The 14,987-nt window shown below is 60.6% G+C and carries 12 protein-coding genes; all 12 read left to right on the forward strand.

The window, feature by feature from the left end:
* Positions 1 to 314 precede the first annotated feature (314 nt).
* The 12 genes from glnE to ASE98_RS18115 all read left to right on the forward strand — a co-directional run bounded on the left by glnE (position 315) and on the right by ASE98_RS18115 (position 14,985).
* Positions 315 to 3,254 carry a bifunctional [glutamate--ammonia ligase]-adenylyl-L-tyrosine phosphorylase/[glutamate--ammonia-ligase] adenylyltransferase gene (glnE, locus tag ASE98_RS18060; protein WP_060542689.1) on the forward strand — a complete coding sequence of 980 codons (2,940 nt, stop codon included), beginning with the start codon at positions 315 to 317 and terminating at the stop codon, positions 3,252 to 3,254.
* A 251-nt stretch (positions 3,255 to 3,505) separates the two neighbouring features.
* A complete protein-coding gene (waaF, locus tag ASE98_RS18065; protein ID WP_060542690.1) occupies positions 3,506 to 4,540 on the forward strand; it encodes a lipopolysaccharide heptosyltransferase II in 1,035 nt (344 codons plus the stop codon).
* A 1-nt stretch (position 4,541) separates the two neighbouring features.
* Entirely contained in the window at positions 4,542 to 5,603 is a 1,062-nt protein-coding gene (gene waaC, locus ASE98_RS18070) for a lipopolysaccharide heptosyltransferase I (RefSeq protein ID WP_060542691.1), read from the forward strand.
* On the forward strand, positions 5,603 to 6,724 hold the full coding sequence (locus ASE98_RS18075) for a glycosyltransferase family 4 protein (protein ID WP_060542692.1): 1,122 nt from the start codon (positions 5,603 to 5,605) through the stop codon (positions 6,722 to 6,724). Before waaC ends, ASE98_RS18075 begins: the two co-directional genes overlap by 1 nt.
* Positions 6,725 to 7,531, forward strand: coding sequence for a lipopolysaccharide core heptose(I) kinase RfaP (gene rfaP / locus ASE98_RS18080; RefSeq protein ID WP_060542693.1), 807 nt, complete (start codon positions 6,725 to 6,727; stop codon positions 7,529 to 7,531).
* Entirely contained in the window at positions 7,531 to 8,265 is a 735-nt protein-coding gene (locus ASE98_RS18085; RefSeq protein ID WP_060542694.1) for a lipopolysaccharide kinase InaA family protein, read from the forward strand. Before rfaP ends, ASE98_RS18085 begins: the two co-directional genes overlap by 1 nt.
* Entirely contained in the window at positions 8,262 to 9,014 is a 753-nt protein-coding gene (locus ASE98_RS18090) for a lipopolysaccharide kinase InaA family protein (protein WP_060542695.1), read from the forward strand. Before ASE98_RS18085 ends, ASE98_RS18090 begins: the two co-directional genes overlap by 4 nt.
* Positions 9,014 to 10,465: a lipopolysaccharide kinase InaA family protein gene (locus ASE98_RS18095; protein WP_060542696.1), complete on the forward strand. Its 1,452-nt coding sequence runs from the start codon at positions 9,014 to 9,016 to the stop codon at positions 10,463 to 10,465. Before ASE98_RS18090 ends, ASE98_RS18095 begins: the two co-directional genes overlap by 1 nt.
* 253 nt (positions 10,466 to 10,718) lie before the next feature.
* Positions 10,719 to 11,054, forward strand: coding sequence for a YceK/YidQ family lipoprotein (locus ASE98_RS18100; protein WP_060542697.1), 336 nt, complete (start codon positions 10,719 to 10,721; stop codon positions 11,052 to 11,054).
* Positions 11,055 to 11,217: 163 nt separating this feature from the next.
* Positions 11,218 to 12,975, forward strand: coding sequence for a carbamoyltransferase family protein (locus ASE98_RS18105; protein ID WP_060542698.1), 1,758 nt, complete (start codon positions 11,218 to 11,220; stop codon positions 12,973 to 12,975).
* Positions 12,959 to 14,089, forward strand: a complete 1,131-nt coding sequence (locus ASE98_RS18110) for a glycosyltransferase (RefSeq protein WP_060542699.1) — start codon at positions 12,959 to 12,961, stop codon at positions 14,087 to 14,089. Before ASE98_RS18105 ends, ASE98_RS18110 begins: the two co-directional genes overlap by 17 nt.
* Positions 14,089 to 14,985 carry an antimicrobial resistance protein Mig-14 gene (locus tag ASE98_RS18115; protein ID WP_060542700.1) on the forward strand — a complete coding sequence of 299 codons (897 nt, stop codon included), beginning with the start codon at positions 14,089 to 14,091 and terminating at the stop codon, positions 14,983 to 14,985. Before ASE98_RS18110 ends, ASE98_RS18115 begins: the two co-directional genes overlap by 1 nt.
* Positions 14,986 to 14,987 lie beyond the last annotated feature (2 nt).

Consider the following 14,987-nt stretch of genomic DNA (forward strand, 5'->3'; position numbering starts at 1 on the left):
GTTATGAATTCTTGGATTGCCGACAGGTTGTTCCGGCGGCGTGTAGTTTTACTACAAATCATCCGGCATTTCAGCTTCGCTAATGTATATACGAGTAGTAAAACTACAGATCAGCGGCTTGTGGCCCTCGGCTGCGTTGTGAGATTAATCATTAAGGTTGGTGTTTTATCAACCAAATCAGGTAAAAGTTTGATGCTGGCTGCCACAATAAAAGAAAATTCAGCTATTTCTAACTTTTGTTCGACACTCCTTCAGGTAGTGGGTTTGCCAGATTCACTACATGCAGCCCGTTGCACGCCGATCAAGGATAGACCATGAGCCTCCCACCGCTTGCCGTACTGCCCGCCATTCTTGTGCCGTTTGTCACCCGCGCCGAGCAGTCGTTCCGTGACGCCGTCGCCGCCCTAGACGATGATCATGGGCTGTCGACGTGGACGCCTGAACGCTGGGCGCAATTTGCGAGGGTAACCGCCGCCAGCGATTTCGTGATTGAACAGAGCGTTCGTGACCCTTTGATATTGCTGGATCTGGTGCAGTCCGGCGAACTGGACCGGCGCTTCGCCGCCGGTGAGTTGTGCGCGCAGATCGCTGGCGCCGTAAATGCCGCCGAAACAGAAGATCAACTGGGCCGCGCCTTGCGTCGGCAGCGAGCGCGCCAGCAGGTGCGGATCATCTGGCGAGACCTGACCCGCCAGGCTGACCTGGTGCAGACGTGCCGCGACCTCTCGGACATGGCCGATGCGAGTATCGATCAGGCCTATCGGTGGTTGTACACGCAACATTGCCAGCAGTTCGGCGTGCCGACCGGTCGGCGCAGTGGCGAGCCGCAGCAGATGGTCATCCTTGGCATGGGCAAGCTCGGTGCAGTGGAGCTCAACCTGTCGTCGGACATTGACCTGATTTTCGCCTATCCCGAGGGCGGCGAAACAGTCGGTGTCAAACGTGCCCTGGATAATCAGGAGTTCTTCATTCGACTCGGTCAGCGCCTGATCAAGGCCCTGGATCCGATGACTGTCGACGGTTTCGTATTCCGCGTCGATATGCGCTTGCGTCCCTACGGTTCGTCGGGTGCCCTGGTGCTGAGTTTCAACGCACTGGAACAGTATTATCAGGATCAGGGGCGTGACTGGGAACGCTACGCGATGATCAAGTCGCGGGTGGTGGCCGGCGATCAGGTGGCTGGTGCACAGTTGCAAGACATGCTGCGCCCGTTCGTATACCGGCGTTACCTGGACTTCTCGGCCATCGAAGCGCTGCGCACCATGAAGCAGCTGATTCAGCAGGAAGTCCGGCGCAAGGGCATGGCCGACAACATCAAGCTCGGCTCCGGCGGTATTCGCGAGGTGGAGTTTATCGCCCAGGCTTTCCAGCTGATCCACGGAGGTCGGGACCTGAGCCTGCAACAACGTCCACTATTAAAGGTGTTGGGCACGCTCGAAGGCCAGGGGTACCTGCCGCCAGCGGTCATCAGCGAATTGCGCGAAGGTTACGAATTCCTGCGGTACACCGAACACGCGATCCAGGCAATTGCCGACCGGCAGACGCAAATGCTGCCGGACGGTGAGCAGGATCAGGCACGCATTGCCTTCATGTTGGGCTTCGCCGATTGGCCGGCATTTCATCAACAACTGATGTATTGGCGTGGTCGCGTCGCCTGGCATTTCGCCCAGGTGATTGCCGACCCTGATGAAGAGCAAGGCGCCGAAAGCGAAGTCGTGGTGGGCGGAGAATGGTTGCCGTTGTGGGAGCAGTCCCAGGACGAAGAGGCCGCTTGTCGTCAGCTTGAAGAGGGCGGCTTTGCTGATGCCAGCAAGGCGTTGAAGGCCCTGGCCGGCCTGCGTGGCAGTCCACAGTTGCGTGCCATGCAGCGTCTCGGGCGTGAGCGTCTTGATGCCTTTATTCCTCGCTTGTTGGCCCAGGCCGTTGAGCACGCGGATCCCGATCTGGTGCTGGAGCGGGTGTTGCCATTGGTTGAGGCCGTGGCCCGGCGTTCCGCTTATCTGGTATTGCTGACCGAAAACCCCGGGGCACTGCGTCGATTGCTGACCTTGTGCGCCGCAAGCCCGTGGATCGCCGAGCAGATCACCCGGTTCCCGTTGTTGCTGGATGAGCTGCTCAACGAAGGCCGGCTGTTCAAGCCGCCATTGGCGCCGGAACTGGCCGCTGAACTGCGCGAACGCCTGACGCGGATTCCCGAGGACGATCTCGAACAGCAAATGGAAGCCCTGCGCCATTTCAAGCTGGCACACCGCTTGCGCGTCGCCGCTTCGGAAATCGCTGGCAGCTTGCCACTGATGAAAGTCAGCGACTATTTGACCTGGCTTGCCGAAGCAATTCTCGAGCAAGTGCTGGCGCTGGCCTGGCGCCAGACCGTGGCCAAGTACGGTACACCGTTGCGCACCGATGGCACGTTGTGCGATCCCGGCTTCATCATTGTCGGTTATGGGAAAGTCGGCGGCATCGAACTCGGGCATGTTTCGGACCTGGACCTGGTATTCATCCACGATGGCGATCCCCAGGCTGAAACCGACGGACCGAAACCGATCGATGGCGCACAATTTTTCACCCGGCTCGGGCAGCGGATCATTCACCTGCTGACGGCCCAGACCAACTCCGGTCAGTTATATGAAGTGGACATGCGCCTGCGACCTTCCGGTGCGTCGGGTTTGCTGGTGACTTCGCTGGGCGCATTTGCCCGATATCAGCAAGGCGAGGCCTGGACCTGGGAACATCAGGCGTTGGTAAGGGCGCGAGTGCTGGTCGGCAGCGAGGATGTCGGTCGGGCATTCGAGCAGATTCGCGCGCAGATCCTGGGGCAGGTGCGCGACCTGTCGACCTTGCGCAAGGAGGTCAGCGAGATGCGCGCCAAGATGCGCGATAACCTCGGCAGCAAGAGTACGGCGGCCGGCACCGGGGCGAATGCCTTCGAAGCCACGGCGCCGTTCGATCTCAAGCAGGACGCCGGAGGTATCGTCGATATTGAATTTATGGTGCAATACGCGGCCCTGGCGTGGTCGCAAACGTGCCCGCCGTTGCTACGCTGGTCTGACAATATCCGCATTCTGGAAGAGCTGGAGCGCGAAGGACTGATGCCTGCCGAAGACGCCAGTCTGCTGCGCGAAGCTTATAAGGCCTACCGCTCCGCAGCCCACAAACAGGCCTTGCAGAAGGACGCCGGGGTGATACCGGGCGACCAGTTCGTGGATGAACGGCGGCAGGTGATGCGAATCTGGCGCGAGCTGGGGCTAGGCTGAAACGGAATTTGCAACATCGAATACCCAGTGTGGGAGCGAGCTCGTGTGGTGAGGGGGCTCAATGTGGCGAGGGGCTTGTGTGGCGAGGGGGCTTGCCCCCGTCGGACTACGCAGTAGTCCCCGACCACTGTTATGGAGCCGCTTCGCAACCCAGCGGGGGCAAGCCCCCTCGCCACATTTGATCTGCAGTGTTTTGTAGAATTTTCGAGGCGGGGAGGCGTAGGCCTCCCCGGTTCGTTTTTGGAAACCACATGAAAATTCTGATTGTAGGGCCCAGTTGGGTCGGTGACATGGTGATGGCGCAGACACTTTTTCAGTGCCTGAAGCAGCGTCACCCGCAATGCGAAATCGACGTGCTGGCCCCCGAGTGGAGCCGGCCGATTCTTGAGCGCATGCCCGAAGTGCGCCAGGCCTTGAGCTTTCCGCTCGGCCATGGCGCGCTGGAGTTGGCCACGCGCCGGCGCATCGGCAAATCCCTGGCCGGCCAGTACGATCAGGCGATCCTGTTGCCCAACTCCCTGAAATCGGCACTGGTGCCGTTTTTTGCCGGCATCGCGAAACGCACTGGCTGGCGCGGCGAATTCCGTTACGGCCTGCTCAATGACGTGCGTACGCTGGATAAAGAGCGTTACCCGCTGATGATCGAGCGCTTCATGGCCCTGGCTTATGAGCCGGGTGCCGAGATGCCCAAGCCCTATCCGCGGCCGAGGCTGAAAATTGACCCGGTGACCCGCGAGGCGGCATTGGCCAGGTTTGGCTTGGCCCTCGATCGCCCGGTGCTGGCGTTGTGTCCTGGTGCCGAGTTCGGCGAGTCCAAACGCTGGCCGTCCGAGCATTACGCCAAGGTCGCGGAAGCTAAGATCCGGGACGGATGGCAAGTCTGGCTATTCGGCTCGAAAAACGATCATGCCGTCGGTGAGGATATCCGCGCGCGGCTGATTCCCGGTTTGCGCGAAGAGTCAGTGAACCTCAGTGGCGATACCTCGCTGGCCGAGGCCATTGATCTGTTGTCCTGCGCCGACGCGGTGGTCTCCAACGACTCCGGCCTGATGCACGTCGCCGCCGCGCTGAATCGCCCGCTGGTGGCGGTCTATGGCTCGACATCGCCAGGCTTCACGCCACCGCTGGCCGATCAGGTCGAAATCGTGCGCCTGGGCATCGAGTGCAGTCCGTGTTTCGACCGCACCTGCCGCTTTGGTCATTACAACTGCCTGCGCCAGCTCATGCCGCAAGCGGTGAACGAAGCCTTGCAACGGTTGCAGGGCACTGTGGTCGAGGTCAAATAGCTTGCGGGTACTGCTGATCAAGACTTCTTCGCTGGGCGACGTGATTCATGCGTTGCCGGCGTTGACCGACGCGGCGCGGGCGATCCCCGGCATCAAGTTCGACTGGGTGGTGGAAGAGGGTTTCGCCGAAATTCCTACCTGGCACCCGGCAGTGGACAAGGTGATTCCAGTAGCTATCCGCCGCTGGCGCAAAAACCTGTGGCAGACCATCAGGAGTGGCGAGTGGAAGCGCTTCAAGCAAAGCGTTCGCGCCACCCGATACGACCTGGTCATCGACGCCCAGGGCCTGCTGAAAAGTGCCTGGCTCACCCGTTACGTAAAAGCGCCGGTGGCCGGTCTCGATAAAAGTTCGGCGCGCGAGCCCATCGCTGCGCGATTTTATAACCGGCGCCTGGCGGTTGCCCGTGGCCAGCATGCAGTGGAGCGGGTACGCCAGTTGTTCGCCATTGCCCTGGGTTATGACCTGCCAAAGGGGTTGGGCGACTACGGCCTGAACGTCGAGCCCCTGGTTGAATTGCCGCGCAAGAACCCGTACGTGCTGTTTCTGCACGGCACCACCTGGGACACCAAGCACTGGCCCGAAGCCTACTGGCGCGAGCTGGCCGAGCGGGTTGGCTATCTCGGGGTCGGGGTGAAGCTGCCGTGGGGCAATCCGGTCGAGAAAGCTCGTGCCGAGTGGATCGCCCAAGGCATGAAGCACGTCGAAGTGCTGCCGAAGTTGAATCTTGCCGGCGTCGGTAAGGTTCTCGCAGGGGCGCAGGCCTGCGTAGCGGTGGACACCGGCCTGGGCCATCTGGCTGCTGCGCTGGACGTGCCGACGTTGTCTTTGTTCGGTCCGACCAACCCGGGCCTGACCGGTGCCTATGGCAAGTCGCAGATCCACCTGGCCAGCGACTTCCCTTGCGCCCCATGCCTGCAAAAGAAATGTACTTATCAACCGACGGCCGAAGACGCCCGCCGGTTTGACCTTAAACGCGAGTGGCCACTGTGCTTCACGCGTCTGAATCCCGAGCGTGTCGCCAGCCGACTGAGCACGTTGTTACTGGCTGAGGAGCTGCGCTGATGCAATTGGCTTTTGTCTTGTACAAATATTTTCCGTTTGGCGGCTTGCAGCGCGACTTCATGCGCATCGCCCTGGAGTGCCAGCAGCGCGGTCATCAGATCCGTGTTTACACGCTGATCTGGGAGGGTGACATACCGCCTGGCTTCGAAGTGCTGGTGGCGCCGGTCAAGGCGTTCTTCAACCATCGGCGTAACGAGAAACTCAGCGAGTGGATGGAGGCCGACCTGGCCAAACGTCCGGTCGACCGCCTGATCGGCTTCAACAAAATGCCCGGGCTGGACGTCTACTACGCCGCCGACGGCTGCTTCGAAGACAAGGCGCAGAACTTGCGCAACTCGCTGTACCGTCGCTGGGGTCGCTACCGGCATTTCGCCGAGTACGAGCGTGCGGTGTTCGCCAAGGACGCCAAAACCGAAGTGCTGATGATTTCCGAGGTCCAGCAGCCGCTCTTCATCAAGCATTACGGCACGCCGCTTGAGCGCTTTCATTTGTTGCCGCCGGGGATCTCTCAGGATCGTCGCGCGCCGGCCAATGCCGCCGAAATTCGCGACGGGTTCCGCCGTGAATTCAACCTCAAGGACGATGACTTGCTGCTGGTGCAAATCGGCTCCGGGTTCAAGACCAAGGGCGTTGATCGCAGTCTCAAGGCGCTGGCGGCGTTGCCCGCTGATCTGAAGAAGCGCACCCGGCTATTTGTAATTGGCCAGGACGACCCCAAATTATTCCAGATGCAGAGCGCCGCGTTGGGGCTAGGCGACAACGTGACGTTCCTCAAGGGTCGTAGCGATATCCCGCGTTTCCTGCTCGGTGCCGACCTTTTGATCCACCCGGCGTATAACGAAAACACCGGGACCGTATTGCTCGAAGCCTTGGTGGCCGGGCTGCCGGTGTTGGTCAGTGCCGTCTGTGGTTACGCCCATTACATCGCCGAGGCCGACGCCGGTCTGGTGCTGGACGAACCCTTCGAGCAGGCGCAACTGACTCAGTATCTGACCGGCATGTTGAAAGACGCGCAAGCAAGGGCGGCCTGGAGTCGCAATGGCCTGGCTTTCGCCGAGACAGCCGACCTCTACAGCATGCCGCAACACGCGGCCGATGTGATTCTGGCGGAGCACGCTTAAATGAAGTTGATGCTGGCTGAACCGTTCAAAAGCCTTTGGGCCGGGCGCGACCCGTTCGCCGAAGTCGAGGGGCTCGAGGGCGAGGTGTACCGCGAGCTTGAGGCACGCCGCACCCTGCGTACCGAAGTGAACGGCAATGGATTTTTCGTCAAGATTCACCGTGGCATCGGCTGGGGTGAGATTTTCAAGAACCTGCTCACCGCCAAGCTGCCGGTACTGGGAGCCGGTCAGGAATGGAAGGCTATCCAGCGCTTGCAGGAAGCCGGCGTACCGACCATGACCGCCGTGGCATATGGCGAGAAGGGTGGCAATCCGGCGGACCAGCACTCCTTCATCGTTACCGAGGAACTGGCTCCAACGGTCAGCCTGGAAGACTTCAGCATCGATTGGGTCAAGCAACCACCCGAGGTAAAACTCAAGCGGGCGCTGATCGCCGAAGTCGCACGGATGACGGGCATGATGCATCGCGCCGGGGTCAATCACCGCGACTGCTATATCTGCCATTTCCTGCTGCATACCGATAGGCCGGTGACGGCTGAAGACTTCAAGCTCTCGGTGATCGACCTGCACCGTGCCCAGACCCGCCCGGCCATCACGCAGCGCTGGCGCAACAAGGATCTGGCAGCACTGTACTTCTCGGCCCTGGACATCGGCCTGACCCGCCGCGACAAATTCCGTTTCCTCAAAGTCTATTTCCAGCGACCGCTGCGCCAGATTCTCAGCGAAGAAGCCGGGCTGCTGAGCTGGCTCGACGGCAAGGCCAACAAACTCTACGACCGCAAACAGCGATACGGGGATGCGCTCTGATGGCGGGTTGGAAACTGGAGCCGGCTTACAGCGATCTGGCAGAGGACTTTGGCAGTCTTGAGGCCGTGTTTGCGCTTGAGGGCGAGCAACTGACCCGTGATCTGCTGTCCGAGGTCATCCGCGTGCAGCGCAATGGCGTGAATTATTACGTCAAGCGTTACGTCGGCGCCGGTAAGGGCTTGCGTCGTTACCTGGGTAAACCGCGGGTGAAAATGGAATGGCAGAACCTCAAGCGTTTTGCCAAGTGGGGCATTCCGACCGCCGAAGTGGTGGCATGGGGCCTGGAGCGACGCGGAGCGGCCTATGCCCGGGGGGCGATGATTACCCGTGAGCTGCCGCGCACCGAAGACATGTCTGTGCTGGCCGAACGGCGCGATCCGAAACTCGCGGATCGTGCATGGGTCGACGCCGTGAGTCGCCAGTTGGCCTGCTATACCCGAATCATGCATGACCACCGCTTCACCCATAACGATTTGAAGTGGCGCAATTTGTTGATTGACGACGAGGCCCGGTTGTTTCTGATCGATTGCCCCAACGGTGATTTCTGGCGCGGCTTTTGGCTCAAGTACCGGATCACCAAGGACCTGGCATGCCTGGACAAGGTTGCCAAGTATCAACTGTCGGCGACTCAACGCCTGCGCTTTTACCTGCAATACCGCGGGCGGACCCGGCTCAATGCCGCCGACAAAAAGCGGATCCGACACGTGGTGAGATTTTTCGAGGGACGCGAATGATTGATTTTCTGGCAGCTGAAGACCATGCGCTGCTTGAGCGTCACGGTCTGGCCACCTTCGATGCACTCTGGGCCAAGCAGCTCGAGGCGGTGGATGAGCCCAACACCGGTCGTGGTGGCTGGAGCAGTGTGTTTCGCCTGGATCTGGAGGGTCGTGGCTTTTATCTCAAGCGTCAGTGCAATTACATGACCCGCACCTTGCGCGCGCCCTTCGGCGAGCCGAGTTTCGCCCACGAATTTCGCAATATCGTGCGCTATCAGAATTTGCAAATTCCTGCGCTGCATGCGGTGTTCTACGGCGAGCGCAAGGTTGATGGCGAAGTCCGGGCGATCCTGCTGACCCGCGCTCTGGACGGTTGGGATGATCTGGACTCGCTGTTGCAACACTGGCCGCAATTGAGCGAAGTGCAGCACAGCGAAATTCTCAAGGCTTGCGGCGAGCTGGCCCGGCAGCTTCATGGCGCACGTCAGGTGCATGGGTGCTTTTACCCCAAGCACATCTTCTTGCGTGCGTCCGGCAACAGCTATAAGGGCCAACTGATCGATCTGGAAAAGACCCGTCGATTGCTGTACGGGCAGCGTGATCGGGTCAAGGATCTGGAGCCGTTGATCCGTCGTGCGCCACAGTGGGGCGAGGCGCAGTTGCGCCAGTTGCTCGCTTCCTATCTGGATCAGCCGCTGGATAGTTCGCTGATCGACACCTGGCTCCAGCGTCTGACGGCGCGGCGCAGCCACAAGAGGGTGCGTTGATGCGCTTGTCGGAACTCAAAGCCAGCGGTCGCAATCCCTCCCTGCCACTGAGCGTGTCCCTGGCCGATGCCGCCGGCACCGCCGACTTGCAGTTGTTGAGCTTGTTGCGGGTTTTGCCAGGGCAGCGTTATGTCGGTGCCGGCATCTGGCGTGGCCGGCCGGTGTTGGCCAAGTTGCTGGTCGGCAACAAGGCGGCACGGCATTTTCAACGAGAGCTCGATGGCGTGCGCCTGTTGTCCGCCCAAGGGTTGACCACGCCGCAATTGTTGGCTGATGGCCTGAAAGACGGCGAGGGCGGCTGGCTGCTGTTTGATTTTCTGGAAAACGCGCAAAGCCTCGGCGATACCTGGAAACACGTTGAGCATTTGCCGGTACTGGCTGACGAACAAACCGCAGTGCTGGCCGAGGCGTTGGGTGCCATCGGGCAAATGCACCGCAAGGGCCTGTGGCAGGAAGACCTGCACCTGGACAACCTGCTGCGTCAGGGCGGGCGCTTGTATTTGATCGATGGTGCCGGGATACGCTGCGAAACGCCCGGTCAGGCGCTGTCGCTGCAAAAAGTCCTGGAAAACCTCGGTGTGTTTTTTGCCCAGTTGCCCAAGTCCCTGGAGCCATTTACTGAAGAGTTGCTGGTGTACTACCTGCTGAGCAACGGCGAGCACGCTTTGCCCATGGAGGGGTTGCAGAAGCAGATCGACAAGGTCCGTGCCTGGCGCCTCAGGGATTACCTGATCAAGGTTGGTCGCGAATGTACGCTGTTCAGCGTCCAGCGCGGGGCCTTCGGCTTGCAAGCGGTCCGCCGAGAGGAAGAGTCGGCCATGTTGCCGGTACTGGAACAGGCCGATGCCCTGCTTGATCAGGGGTACCTGTACAAGACGGGCGGTGCGGCGAGTGTCGGCAAAGTCGAGGTGAATGGCCGCACGCTGGTGATCAAACGCTACAACATCAAGGGTTTTGCCCACTGGCTCAAGCGCTTCTGGCGACCGAGCCGGGCCTGGCATTCCTGGTGCGAAGGCAATCGCCTGGCGTTCCTCGGGATTGCCACGCCCAAGCCGCTGGCGTTGCTGGAGAAGCGTTTTCTGTGGCTGCGCAGCCGAGCCTATCTGATCACCGAGCACCTGCCAGGGCCGGATATCATCGAGCGATTTGCGCCGTACGTTGAGAGCGGCGACGCGCCGGAATCAGAGCTGCTTGCCCTGGATCATCTGTTTGCAGAGCTGATTCGCGAGCGGATCAGCCATGGCGATTTCAAGGGGCATAACCTGTTCTGGCAGGAAGATCGCTGGGCGTTGATCGATCTGGATTCGATGTGTCAGCACGCGTCTGTCAGCAGCTTCGGCCCTGCCTATGCGCGGGATCGGGCGCGCTTCATGCGCAATTGGCCTGAAAGCAGTGCGCTCTATCAGGTTATTGACCGGCGACTGCCCAGGGATATCTCCAGCGCCAGCTGATCGGGCCTGCGGCCCTGTCGCCAGAACTCCGTCCCGAGCAAGCGTGCTCCCACAGAGATTGCTGCTGAACTAAAAGCCAGTGAACACCTCTGGCCAAATGTGGGAGCCAGCCTGCTGGCGATGGGGCCGGCACAGGCAACCCGGATTAGACTGCAAGCCCCTGTGAGCCGTCCTACATGATCTTGGGAAGCCGTGAACTGCCGCCCGGGTAAGTTGGGGTGTTAGGTTGCCTGACGTTCTCGGAGGGCAGCTTTTGACGATAAAAACGATTGTTGTAATCGGTGCTGTTTCACTGATGTTATCCGGCTGCGGGACCGCGCATACGGTGCTGCAGAGTGACGCCGATGCTGCTCGCGGCCTCAGGAAGCAAAAGACTTACTGCCAGTCGATTCCCCGTGTCTATAGCGGTCTGGCCTACGATTTTTGCGTTTTGAACGCCCCGCCCGACCCCACAGGTGTCCTGCTGCCATTCGTCTTGCTGGACCTGCCTCTCTCCGGCGTCTTCGATACGGTTTCCCTGCCCTACACGATTTACCGGCAAACCGTGGATGGCAACCTCGGTATTTACTGGAGGCCCGGCGTAAATTGAGATCGGCGGGGCGCCGCAGCGCCGTCCTGCTGCTCGCGGCTAGAGGCTTGTCGCTGCTTTTACGCTATAATCCCGCCCTTTAGCTGTCTCTCGCCCACTTGCGAGGGCACATTAATTTTCGAGGCGCTTGCGCCTGCATGCAGACTAAAGAGGCTAGACCCCTGTGGCATTGACGATTCTTGGCCTGTCCGGCGCCCTTAGCCATGATCCTTCCGCAGCCTTGTACATCGACGGCAAGCTGGTCGCGGCTGCTGAAGAAGAGCGCTTCGTGCGCGATAAACATGCAAAGAACCGCATGCCCTACGAATCGGCGAAGTTCTGCCTGGAACAGGCCGGTATCAAGCCTTCCGACGTTGACGTGGTGGCGATTCCATTCGCTCCGATCAGCCTGTTCGGCAAGGCCCGCTGGCAGTACGCCAAGCGTTACTGGTACGCCCCGGACCGTGCACTCGACGCGATCCTGATGGGCAACCGTCGCTACAAGCGCTATCGCAACAAGATCGTCTGGTGCCTGGAGCAACTGGGCTTCGATCCGAAGAAGATCAAGATCGAGCCGGTCGAACACCACCTGGCCCACGCCTCCAGTGCCTACCACTGCTCCGGCTTCAAGGAGAAAACCGCGATCCTCGGGATCGACGGCAAGGGCGAGTACGCCACGACCTTCTTCGGTTACGGCGAAAACGGCAAGATCCACAAGATCAAGGAATTCTTCGATCCTGACTCCCTCGGCGGCCTGTACGGCGCGATCACCGAGTTCCTCGGTTTCGATATGCTCGACGGTGAGTTCAAGGTCATGGGCATGGCGCCGTACGGCGACGCCAGCAAATACGATTTCTCGCGCCTGGCCTCTTTCGAGAACGGCGAGTTGGTCATCAACACCGACTACGCCAACGTCATCGGCCTGCGTCGCTACAAAGAGAAGGGCAAGGGTTACTACTTCTCGCCGAAGCTGATCGAGTGGCTGGGGCCCAAGCGCGAAGGCGACATCGCCGACGAGCCTTACATCCACTACGCCGCGAGCATCCAGGCGCTGTTCGAAAAAATTGCGCTGCAGATGATCGACCACTACCTGGGCGACGTGCTCAAGGAAACCGGCAAGCTGGCCTACGCCGGTGGCTGTGCGTTGAACGTCAAGCTGAACCAGAAAATCATCGCCCGCGACGACGTCAAGGAACTGTTCGTGCAGCCTGCATCCGGCGACGCCGGTACCGCGGTGGGCGCGGCAGCCTATGTGTCCAACGCCCGTGGCGTACCGGTCGAGAAGATGGAACACGTCTACCTCGGCCCGTCGTACAGCAACGAAGACGTGATCGCGGCCTGTGCCCGTCACGAGAACAAGCCAACGTGGCGCAAGCTCGACAACATGCCGGAGCAGATCGCCAGGATCATGGTCGACGGTAACCCGGTGGCCTGGTTCCAGGGCCGCATGGAGTTCGGTCCGCGTGCACTGGGCGGTCGCTCGATCATCGGTTGCCCGAGCGTGGCCGGCGTGGCCGATCGCATCAACCACCAGATCAAGTTCCGCGAGCGCTGGAGGCCTTTCTGCCCGTCGATGCTCGACACCGTGGCACCGCAGATGATCAAGATCGATCACCCGGCCCCGTTCATGACCTTCACCTTTGAAGTAGCGGAAGAATGGAAGACCCGCGTGCCGGAAGTGGTCCACGAAGACGGGACTTCCCGCGCCCAGGTGCTCAAGCGCGAATACAACCCGCGCTACTACGACATGATGAAAGCGCTGGAAGTGCTGACCGGTAACGGCGTGTCGCTGAACACTTCGCTCAACCGTCGTGGCGAACCGATGATCTGCTCGCCGACGGACGCCCTGAACATGTTCTTCGGTTCCGATCTACAGTATCTGATCATGGAAGACATCCTGGTGGTCAAAGAGGGCGCGAACGCATATGACACGCTCGGCTGAACGCCATGTGCTGCAGTTTTGTCACGGCTATGACGGGCCGTTCCTGGACTGCGCCCGGCAGTACGCCAGCCTGTTCGCGGGGACCGGTTATCGAGTGACCACGGTGTTTCTGACCGGGGTTGCCGATGCCGACGTCGCCGCAGGATGCGCCAGTGATGAAGTGCTGTTCATGGAGTACAGCTCCAAGGCCATTCGTGGCCTGAAGCTGGGGGCCATCGGCGATCTGCGCAAGATCGCCGCGTCGCGCAACTTCAGTTTCTGCATCGCCCATCGTTTCAAACCCATCTACATCGCCTTGCTCGGCACGTCGTTGCCGGTGATCGGTGTGCATCACGGGTTTGACGACTACAAGCGCGTCAGCCGCAAGCTGTTTGCGCACATATTCCGCAAGCGCCTGAGTCTGCTTGGCGTGTCCGACGCGGTGCGCGACGACATGCGCAAGTGTCTGCCGAAATGGCCGCATTCGCGGATTCGTACGTTGTACAACCGTATTGATGTGGAGGCCTTGCAGGCGACTCAGGTATCGGCCCGCGAAGCTCGGGAAACCCTGGGCCTGTCGGCGGATGCCTGGATTGTCGGCAATGTCGGGCGCCTGCATCCGGACAAGGATCAGGCCACGTTGCTGCAGGGTTTTGCCGAGGCGCTACCGGGACTGCCGGGCAACAGCCAACTGGTGATTCTCGGTTCCGGTCGCCTGGAAGAGGATCTCAAGTCGCTGGCCCGTGAGCTTGGCATTGGTGATCGCGTGCTGTTTCTCGGTCAGGTACCTGATGCCCGCAACTATTTCCGGGCCTTCGACGTATTCGCCCTGAGTTCCGATCACGAACCGTTCGGCATGGTCCTGCTGGAGGCTATGGCCGCCGGGGTGCCATTGCTGGCCACGGCTTGTGGTGGGGCGAGGGAAGTGGTCGAAGGTGTCGGCATCCTGTTCCCGCTCGGTGATGCCGCGCGTCTGGCGCAAGGCCTGCAACATCTGGCCGGCATGGATGAGCAGCAGCGTGTCCAGTGTGCCGGGCTGATGCTCGAACGCTTGCGCGAGCACTTCTCCGATCGCGCGGTACGCGATGCTTTCTGGCATTTGCCACACGTTACCGAACTGGCACAGAGGGGCTGATGCTCAACCGATTTCAAGGCTGGCGCGAGCGTGGCTGGGCGGTAGTCGATGCTTCGACTTACGCCCAAGCCTGGCAACTTCATGGCGGCAGCGTCGCGACCCACCCCATGGTGGTCGAGCGGCTGGCCAATCTGGCCGACATCCCGGTGCGTTACCTGGCCTGGGAACAGAACGGTGAGCTCAAGGCGGCGATCCCGACCTGGGGCCGCGACCTCGCCTTATCCAAGGACGTGCTCAAGCGCAGGGGCAAAAAAGGCCTGTTCGACCTGGGCAATGCCGAGATCATTCTGCCAGCTGCTGCCGATGCCCAGGCGCCGCTGCGACATCGCGGTCGCTATTTGTCGGCACTCAACGAAGGCCGCTTCAGCGGCATCAAGTTGCAGGCTGAACAACTGGCCATGGCGCGCACGCCGGAAGAGCTGTCGAAGAAATTTCGTTACAACCAGCGCCGCGAATTGCGCCTGCTGGAGGAGGCGGGCGGCGTGGTGCGTGCTGTCTGCGAGTTTTCCAGTGGCGAGCTGGCAGCGATTTACTGTGATCTTTTCCAGCGTCGCTGGGGCTTCCCGGCGACGGGGGCCGAGCGTATGGCCGAGGTCATCGGGTTGCTGCGTGAATTGCTGATCGGTTCGGTGATTTTCCTCAACGATGCGCCGATCGCCATTCAACTGGTGTATCGGGTCGAGACGCCACAATGGATCAGCGTCGAGTACATCAATGGTGGCGTCGATCCCCAGACCCGCGAGTTCAGCCCCGGCAGCGTGTTGAGCTTCCTCAATACCCAAAGCGCCTGGGAGCATGCCCGGGCACTGGACAAACCGTTGCGCTTTTCCTTCGGTCGCGCCGACCGTGAATACAAGGATCGCTGGTGCAATCCCGTGCCGGTCTTCACCGTATGAGC

This window comes from Pseudomonas sp. Leaf48 (assembly GCF_001421885.1).
Lineage (GTDB): Bacteria > Pseudomonadota > Gammaproteobacteria > Pseudomonadales > Pseudomonadaceae > Aquipseudomonas.

What these genes read in the sequence shown, in the direction of transcription:
- rfaP (WP_060542693.1), top strand. Translation starts at nt 6,725, where the DNA reads ATGAAGTTGATGCTGGCTGAACCGTTCAAAAGCCTTTGGGCCGGGCGC.
- waaF (WP_060542690.1), top strand. Translation starts at nt 3,506, where the DNA reads ATGAAAATTCTGATTGTAGGGCCCAGTTGGGTCGGTGACATGGTGATG.
- ASE98_RS18095 (WP_060542696.1), top strand. Translation starts at nt 9,014, where the DNA reads ATGCGCTTGTCGGAACTCAAAGCCAGCGGTCGCAATCCCTCCCTGCCA.
- ASE98_RS18110 (WP_060542699.1), top strand. Translation starts at nt 12,959, where the DNA reads ATGACACGCTCGGCTGAACGCCATGTGCTGCAGTTTTGTCACGGCTAT.
- ASE98_RS18115 (WP_060542700.1), top strand. Translation starts at nt 14,089, where the DNA reads ATGCTCAACCGATTTCAAGGCTGGCGCGAGCGTGGCTGGGCGGTAGTC.
- ASE98_RS18075 (WP_060542692.1), top strand. Translation starts at nt 5,603, where the DNA reads ATGCAATTGGCTTTTGTCTTGTACAAATATTTTCCGTTTGGCGGCTTG.
- glnE (WP_060542689.1), top strand. Translation starts at nt 315, where the DNA reads ATGAGCCTCCCACCGCTTGCCGTACTGCCCGCCATTCTTGTGCCGTTT.
- ASE98_RS18085 (WP_060542694.1), top strand. Translation starts at nt 7,531, where the DNA reads ATGGCGGGTTGGAAACTGGAGCCGGCTTACAGCGATCTGGCAGAGGAC.
- ASE98_RS18090 (WP_060542695.1), top strand. Translation starts at nt 8,262, where the DNA reads ATGATTGATTTTCTGGCAGCTGAAGACCATGCGCTGCTTGAGCGTCAC.